The organism is Candidatus Dependentiae bacterium, from assembly GCA_016871815.1.
GTDB lineage: Bacteria > Babelota > Babeliae > Babelales.
On the sequence record VHBT01000034.1, the window covers coordinates 1 to 6,894 of the forward strand.

The 6,894-nt window shown below is 39.5% G+C and carries 5 protein-coding genes; 1 reads left to right on the forward strand and 4 read right to left on the reverse strand.

Features of this window, described 5'->3' with window-relative positions:
• The 3 genes from FJ366_04110 to rplI all read right to left on the reverse strand — a co-directional run.
• Positions 1–285, reverse strand: a 285-nt coding sequence (locus FJ366_04110) for a crossover junction endodeoxyribonuclease RuvC (protein MBM3894750.1), incomplete at its 3' end; no start/stop codon positions are given.
• Between the two features lie 2 nt (positions 286–287).
• Positions 288–1,685: a replicative DNA helicase gene (gene dnaB, locus FJ366_04115; protein ID MBM3894751.1), complete on the reverse strand. Its 1,398-nt coding sequence runs from the start codon at positions 1,683–1,685 to the stop codon at positions 288–290.
• 23 nt (positions 1,686–1,708) lie between these two features.
• The gene (gene rplI / locus FJ366_04120; GenBank protein MBM3894752.1) at positions 1,709–2,161 is read right to left on the reverse strand and encodes a 50S ribosomal protein L9; all 453 of its coding nucleotides are present in this window, start codon (positions 2,159–2,161) and stop codon (positions 1,709–1,711) included.
• Between the two features lie 174 nt (positions 2,162–2,335).
• Between rplI and FJ366_04125 the strand changes: the two genes are divergently transcribed.
• On the forward strand, positions 2,336–4,606 hold the full coding sequence (locus FJ366_04125) for a hypothetical protein (protein MBM3894753.1): 2,271 nt from the start codon (positions 2,336–2,338) through the stop codon (positions 4,604–4,606).
• 48 nt (positions 4,607–4,654) lie between these two features.
• On the opposite strand, the gene FJ366_04130 is transcribed toward FJ366_04125, so the two are convergent.
• The gene (locus tag FJ366_04130) at positions 4,655–5,815 is read right to left on the reverse strand and encodes an ATP-binding protein (protein ID MBM3894754.1); all 1,161 of its coding nucleotides are present in this window, start codon (positions 5,813–5,815) and stop codon (positions 4,655–4,657) included.
• Positions 5,816–6,894: the final 1,079 nt, after the last annotated feature.

A 6,894-nucleotide genomic window follows, 5' to 3' on the forward strand; every position in this document is an offset into this window, starting at 1 on the left:
ATATAAAATACCTCGCAGATAGCCCAACTTCAAAAACGTTTGCGGATTTTTTCCCAAAAACGATGTTTCAAGCGAAACATGAGTAACACCCTTTTCAAGGATGATTGTTTTAAAAAAATCATGAAATTCTAGAGTTCTTTTGGACAAATGATCTTTTGAAGACATCTTAAGAAAACCACAGTCAAGCAAATACGCCCTGCTTCCCTCTTTGACCATTAATGAAAAACCGGTGACCGAAAAACCTGGATCGACTCCCAAAATAATTTTTTTATCACCACTATTCACAATTAATGATGCGCTCCACTCGCTTCTGGTAAATCTTCAAACTTTGTCAATTCCCCAACAAATTTAACTCGCACAGTTCCGGTAGGTCCATTTCGCTGCTTACCAATAATCAGCTCTGCCTCATCGGGATGTTCTGTGTCACGATTGTACACAATATCACGATAAATAAAAAAGATTACATCCCCGTCTTGTTCGATGGCTCCAGATTCTCGAAGGTCAGAAAGCAACGGACGTTTATCAAGACGATTTTCAAGCGAACGAGAAAGCTGCGATGCCGCAAGCACAACAATATCAAGCTCTTTTGCCAGCGCTTTGAGCGAGCGTGAAATTACCGAGATTTCCTGCGTTCTATTTTCATATTTACTGTTTCCATCACCAGCAATCAACTGCAGGTAATCGATAACCAACATTTCAATATTATGTTTTGCTTTTAATCTTCGGGCTTTTGCTCGCAACTCCATAATCGAAATAGATGCGGTGTCATCGATAAAAATTTTTGATTCTGCGAGTCGAGCTGCAGTGTTGGTCAGATCCATCCATTCATCAGATGTGATAGTCGCATTTCGAATGTAATGATGAGGAATTTTTGATTCAGACGAAAGCATACGCAAGACCAATTGGTCTGACGACATCTCAAGCGAAAAAACACCAATTGCAGAGCCTGCATGACACGCATTAAGCGCCATGTTCAACATCAACGCAGTTTTACCCATCGATGGACGTGCAGCCAAAATAACCAAATCACCCTTTTGCATCCCAGAGGTCATTTTATCAAAACCATGAAACCCCGTTGTAATCCCCGTGATACCGTCTCGACGAGAACTCAACTCTGCAAGACGCTTAAAGGTTCCTTTAAGCACATCCGAAATCGGAACAAACGCTTTTTGTGAAAGATTATTAGAAATCTGAAAAATTCTTTTTTCAGCTGAATCGAGCAAAGATTCAAGATTTTCACCCGCACTTTGATAGCACGAACTAATAATTTCGGTAGAAGAGGTAATAAGTCCACGCAAAAGTGATTTATCTTTCACTATTTTTGCATGCTGCAACGCCATTCCAATCGCAGGTAAATCTTCCTGCAATTCAAATAATGCTACACTTCCACCGATTTCCTCGAGCTCATTTCTCGTCGAGAGTAAATCTTGCAAGGTTACAACATCAATTTTTTTGCCAGAACGAGAGAGATCCAAAACCGCTTGATACACTAATTTATTTGCAGGAACATAAAAATCTTGTGGTGCCAAAAAATCCGACACCAAGCTTAAATTTTCTTCATTCAATAATATTGCAGCCAAAACAGCTCGCTCTGCATCTTGACTTGCAGGCAATCCCTTGAGGGCAAGTGCCCCCCCCGTAGCATTCGAACGCGTCGAACTGTATTTTTGATTTTTCTGAGGCATATTCACAGCGTCCGTCAACTATTCTACTGTACTAAATCAGCAACAATTTTGAGCTTGAATTCAGGAATCAATTTCGCATTCAATTTTACACCAACAGTATGCTCACCAGTTGTTTTAATTGATTTTGCAAAAACGATTTGTTTTTTATCAGCAACGATTTCTTTTGATCGCAATGCTTCTACAACTTCATCAGCGCTGACAGCTCCATACAATTTACCGTCATCATGAACACGTTTTTTGATCGAAATATGTGTATGTTTGATGCGTTCTGCCAACATGCCAAGCTTGGAGTTAATAACTTCTTTTTTTACTTCAGCTTTAGCCATTTTTTTCTTAAAAAACTCAACATCGTTATCGCCAACAAGTACTGCAAGCTTATTTGGAAACAAATAATTAGTTGCATATCCATCGCTTACCATAACAATCGATCCAGCCATTCCCACATTTTGTACGTCTTTAAGCATGTAAACGCGCATCGCTCTTCTCCTTTTATATTCTATTTATTACATCCAAGATGCATTAATGCATGGTATCAAAAAATAGTGCATGCGCAAAGGGGAGTAATCAAAAAATACGGTCGGAATAATTGCACATCCAATACGCTTCTGCCTATTCTGAGATATGCAAACTCTTGGGGCGGGGTCAGATTAATGATGTTGAAAAAAAATAAATTATTACTTTTTTGGGGAATGTTGCTTACAAGCATGTCCGTGCAAGCCACATCAGAAGATGATGACTTCTCCTCATTTCTCGAATCTTTATTTTCCGGCGAAGGAGATGGAGATGATTCATTCTCAAATTTATTCAAACCTACGCAAAAAACAGAAAAAAAAACAAATCCAACTGAACAAAAAATAATTGCTCTTACAATCGAAGAAAAAACAACCTTTCAACAAAAACTCAACGCCCTACTCTCCCCACTAGGAAAATTAATCAAACAGATGCACAGCCTTGATCCTGTTTTTGGTGGAACAATGTATCCACAAATTGTTACACATAAAGCTCTTTTTTTTAAAACCGAATCAACACTTTTGACGCTTGAATCGTTGTTTACCAAGCTGTCATCAAAAGAACTCAATTTGTTTACTCAAATTTTAGACGCCCAAGAAAAAGCTTTAATTTCCTCACTTTCTTCGGTTGCAAAACTCGCGCAAAAAACAGCGCCCGCAGGATTTGATATCGATGCAGAAAATGACTTTATCATGGGAAAAAAAATCACAACGCTCACGGCCCTAACGCCCGCAGAGCAAAAAAAAATTCTATCCGCGCTCAATGAAATAAAACCAAAACTAACTACCTTTGAAGGAGAATTACAAAAAATCCTTGTCTCTCCCGAGATTAAACGACTCTTCCCTGAACAACCTGCCGCAAATATAAAACCTGGTTCTGCGCCACGCGTTTCATCGTACAACTCAAATAGCTCTCATCCATATGGTTCATCATCGGCTAAAGACTCTCGCTACTCATCTCGCTCACCATACGGCAACAGCAGAGACTATGGATACGATTACGATGATTATGACGATTATGACAACTATAATCCGCACGCGGCGCAAAACACTGAGTCAACCGAACCAAAAGATCCAGAAAAAGAACAAAAACAAAAAGGGCTTATGCCTCCAGAAAAAGATAAATCGTCTCCAGAAAACACTCACGCGCAATTTATCCAAAAAGTTAATTCTTTCATGGCAGATTCATTAGTAGCCTACCTACAAACAGCACTCGAAAGCGGCTCGATGAACTCAAATCATGAATATTTCGAACAATTAACTTCGATTTTTGAAGGGCTTTTTGCAAAAGACAAAGATGGCATATTCCTGGGACTTGAAAAAACATTAAAAAATCTTGAAAAGCACTATGAACCAATAAAAAAATTCCTTGAAGAGAAAAAAACAAGCCAAAATAAAATAAAGATTGAAGACTGGCAGTCAAAAGCTACCGATGAATCGGCGTCTTTAAAAAACGAACCATCGATTGAAGAGCTACAAGAAGCAGCAAATGACTACGAACAAACCAAGCAAGGACTTGCAACTGCAGCCCTACGCTTGTACAACCTTCCAACACCACATTACGTTACACCTTCCGCCGAAGACGAAGCTGAATCCGAACCAGTCAAAAAGCTCATGCTCCCAACCAAAAGCGTGAATATTTCTGAACAAAATCGCCTTTGTCAAAAAGGTCAAGATACACTTAAAAAATTCATAACATTCCTTGAAACAAAAGTAGGCCTAAAATCATACATTTCAACGCAACAAACACATCTTGATGGAGAAATTCAGCAACTGGAGAATAGCCGTATTGCCAAAGTTTCAGCAGCGCTTGCAGAACTTTCTGAAACAGAATTACAAAAAACAGCTACCCTCACCATTTTACAAAAACGTATCGCAGAAATAGAAAAACTAGGAAAAGTCGTTAACATTCTGGCCCCAACTCCAAAATCTCTTGCGCTTCACTTTGCAAAACCTTCAAGCACGCCAACGCGATCGGATTTTGCAGCTTCAGAACAATTAACATCGCAAGAAAGAATCTTAAAAGAACTTGAAGCGCTTTCCGCCCGCATCACAACGCAGGAACAAAAAAGCAGCCCTGAAGACAAAAAAATTATTGAAAAAATAAAACAAACAATCGAAAGAACCAAAACAGCATGGAATCCGCTCTTTACCGAAGTATCTGCCGCTGCGCAATCAGAGGACCTTGCACCAGAACAACCTTCTCGAGGAATAAAACCATCTCTTCTTCCTCGGTTACTTGCTCAACAACCCTTACCACAACCTGCGCCAGTACTCCCAGATGATCGCAGCCCGCAAGACGAGCCAAGCCTTCCGCCCATCATTGACCCCAAGTTGGCTCGCGCAGTAAGAACAACAACTCCAGCACAACCAGAAAAACAGAATGCGGCGCCCTGGTGGAAAATTTGGTAAAGCAACTAAAAAAGACCTCCTGCTTAAAAATGCTCGCTCAGTATTTTATTAAGATACATTTTCTTCGATTTCTTCAACAGAAATCGTTCGAGTTTCGCCAAAAATAGGTATCGGTTGAGTAGATCCATAAACCAAATAACTACGCGCTGAAGGAATTAAGGATTTCATAAAAAGCAACTGTTTATTATCGGATGTATTTGCTGTAAATCCGGCTTTAAATTCAAACAAACGAATCTCTCCTGCCCATTCATCCAGCAAATCAACCTCTCTGCCAACACTATCTCGCCAAAAAAATACTGCTGGTTGTTGCCCATTATTCAATCTCGCCTTAATGACCTGACAAATTCCTAAATTTTCAAATAAACTTCCCTTCAAGTAGTGCACCGATAATTGCTCTTCTGTTGCTATGTTCAACAAACTAGCTGCTAATCCTGTGTCATAAAAATAGAGTTTTGGCATTTTTGTTAATCGTTTATTAAAATTATTATGATACGGCCGCAACAAAAACACTAAATAGCTCGCCTCTAACAACGTTAACCAATCACGAGCTGTTGTCTGAGAAATACCACAATCCTGCGCCAAAGAACTTAAATTCAATAATTGTCCAATGCGAGCGGCACACATTTTTGTAAAAGTCTGAAACAAAGAAAGATTTTCAACATTTCTGAGCTGACGAACATCTCGCTCAAGATATGAACTGATATAGCTTGGATAAAATTCATGCGGCTTCATCTCAAATTTATGCAACCGAGGATATCCACCCAACAGCATATGCTGTACGGATGAATATTTTTTATCAAGCTCACTAATGCTCAAAGGTAAAAGCGTAATAAATCCTACCCTTCCCGCTAAACTTTGTGTAATTCGCTCGTTTAGAAGAAAATTTTGCGAACTGGTTAAAATAAATCGACCATTGCTATCGCTTGCATCAACAACTCCCTGCAAATAAGAAAAAAGCGCTGGAACGTGTTGCACTTCATCAAAGATTGCCCCATTTTCAAGTGACGCCAAAAATTGTCGGGGATCTGACTCGAAACGCATTTTTATATCAATGTCTTCAAAAGAAAAATAAGGATGCTTAGCAAAAGCCTGCCGAGCTAAGGTTGTTTTTCCTGACTGTCGAGGACCGCAAATCGCAATTATTGGAAAAATTGTCGCATATCGACTTGCCAAATCAATTGCTGTTCGATGATATACTGGAATACTCATTTTACACTCGTGTTAATTTCAAGTTCATATCTTGAAACTAACACGATCCGCCCAAAATAACAACTAGATGAGCTTTTCCAAGATACAAAAAATGTTTTTCAGACAAAATAACGGCGTAAGTGTAAGCATTGGATTTTCTAGGCGAACAAGATCGATAGGATTTTCTAAATCAAAAAAATAATACCCCTGTCTGCTTTTATGGCATCGCAAATGCCATATTGAGACTCAAAGTGGCATTTGCGACTCACAATCGCCACACACAGCGCCCTGGTGGAAAATTTGGTAAAGCAACAACTCAAAAATAAACGCTCAAAAACAAAAAAGGCACGTGAAAAAATCACGTGCCTTAAAACATTCAAGGTTATTCGCCATAACGGCAAACTACCAAAAAGTTATTTTGCAGCTTCTTGCGCGGCTTTTTTTGCAGCTCTTGCTTGCATAAAATCAACGTATGAGTTGTACGCTGTGTAGACCGCAAAAACAATTGTCATGTACGCCATTGCTGAACGAGCTCTGTCTGTCTTGCCAAAAGATTCGCTTAACGGAAGAACTTTATTTCCAGCTTTTTTAGCGAAGAATGAAGATTTTACTAATGGAGCAACAGCATCAACAGCTGCTTGGTTTGAATCCTCTTCAATATCAAGCCCAAGACCTCGCAATTCTGCCTTCTGTCCGTTCAAAGTATCTTCACCATCAACGTCAACAGCAACAGCAGTTGCATCGGCATTCAAAATACCTTCAATTCTCTTGAGTTCTTCTCTGCGCGCATTTTTTTCGGTTGCGTTAAGAAGAATAAGATCGATCATAGATTGATTTACAACTTCATATGAACCAAATGGATTCATGTCAGCAACAACACCTTTTGCAAATTTTACCGGTGATTTTACAACCGCAAGAAGAGCTGATCCTTTTGACTTTAAGCCATCAAATGTAGGCATGCCCATTTGAGCTTTGACCGCTGCAGGAAGATCTTTTAACGACGTTACGCCAGAAAGAACTGAATCTTTTACGTCAGTGTGAGTTACGCCACGAGCAACGATTGAGTTGAGCGCAACCACACCAGCCAAACCAGAAACACC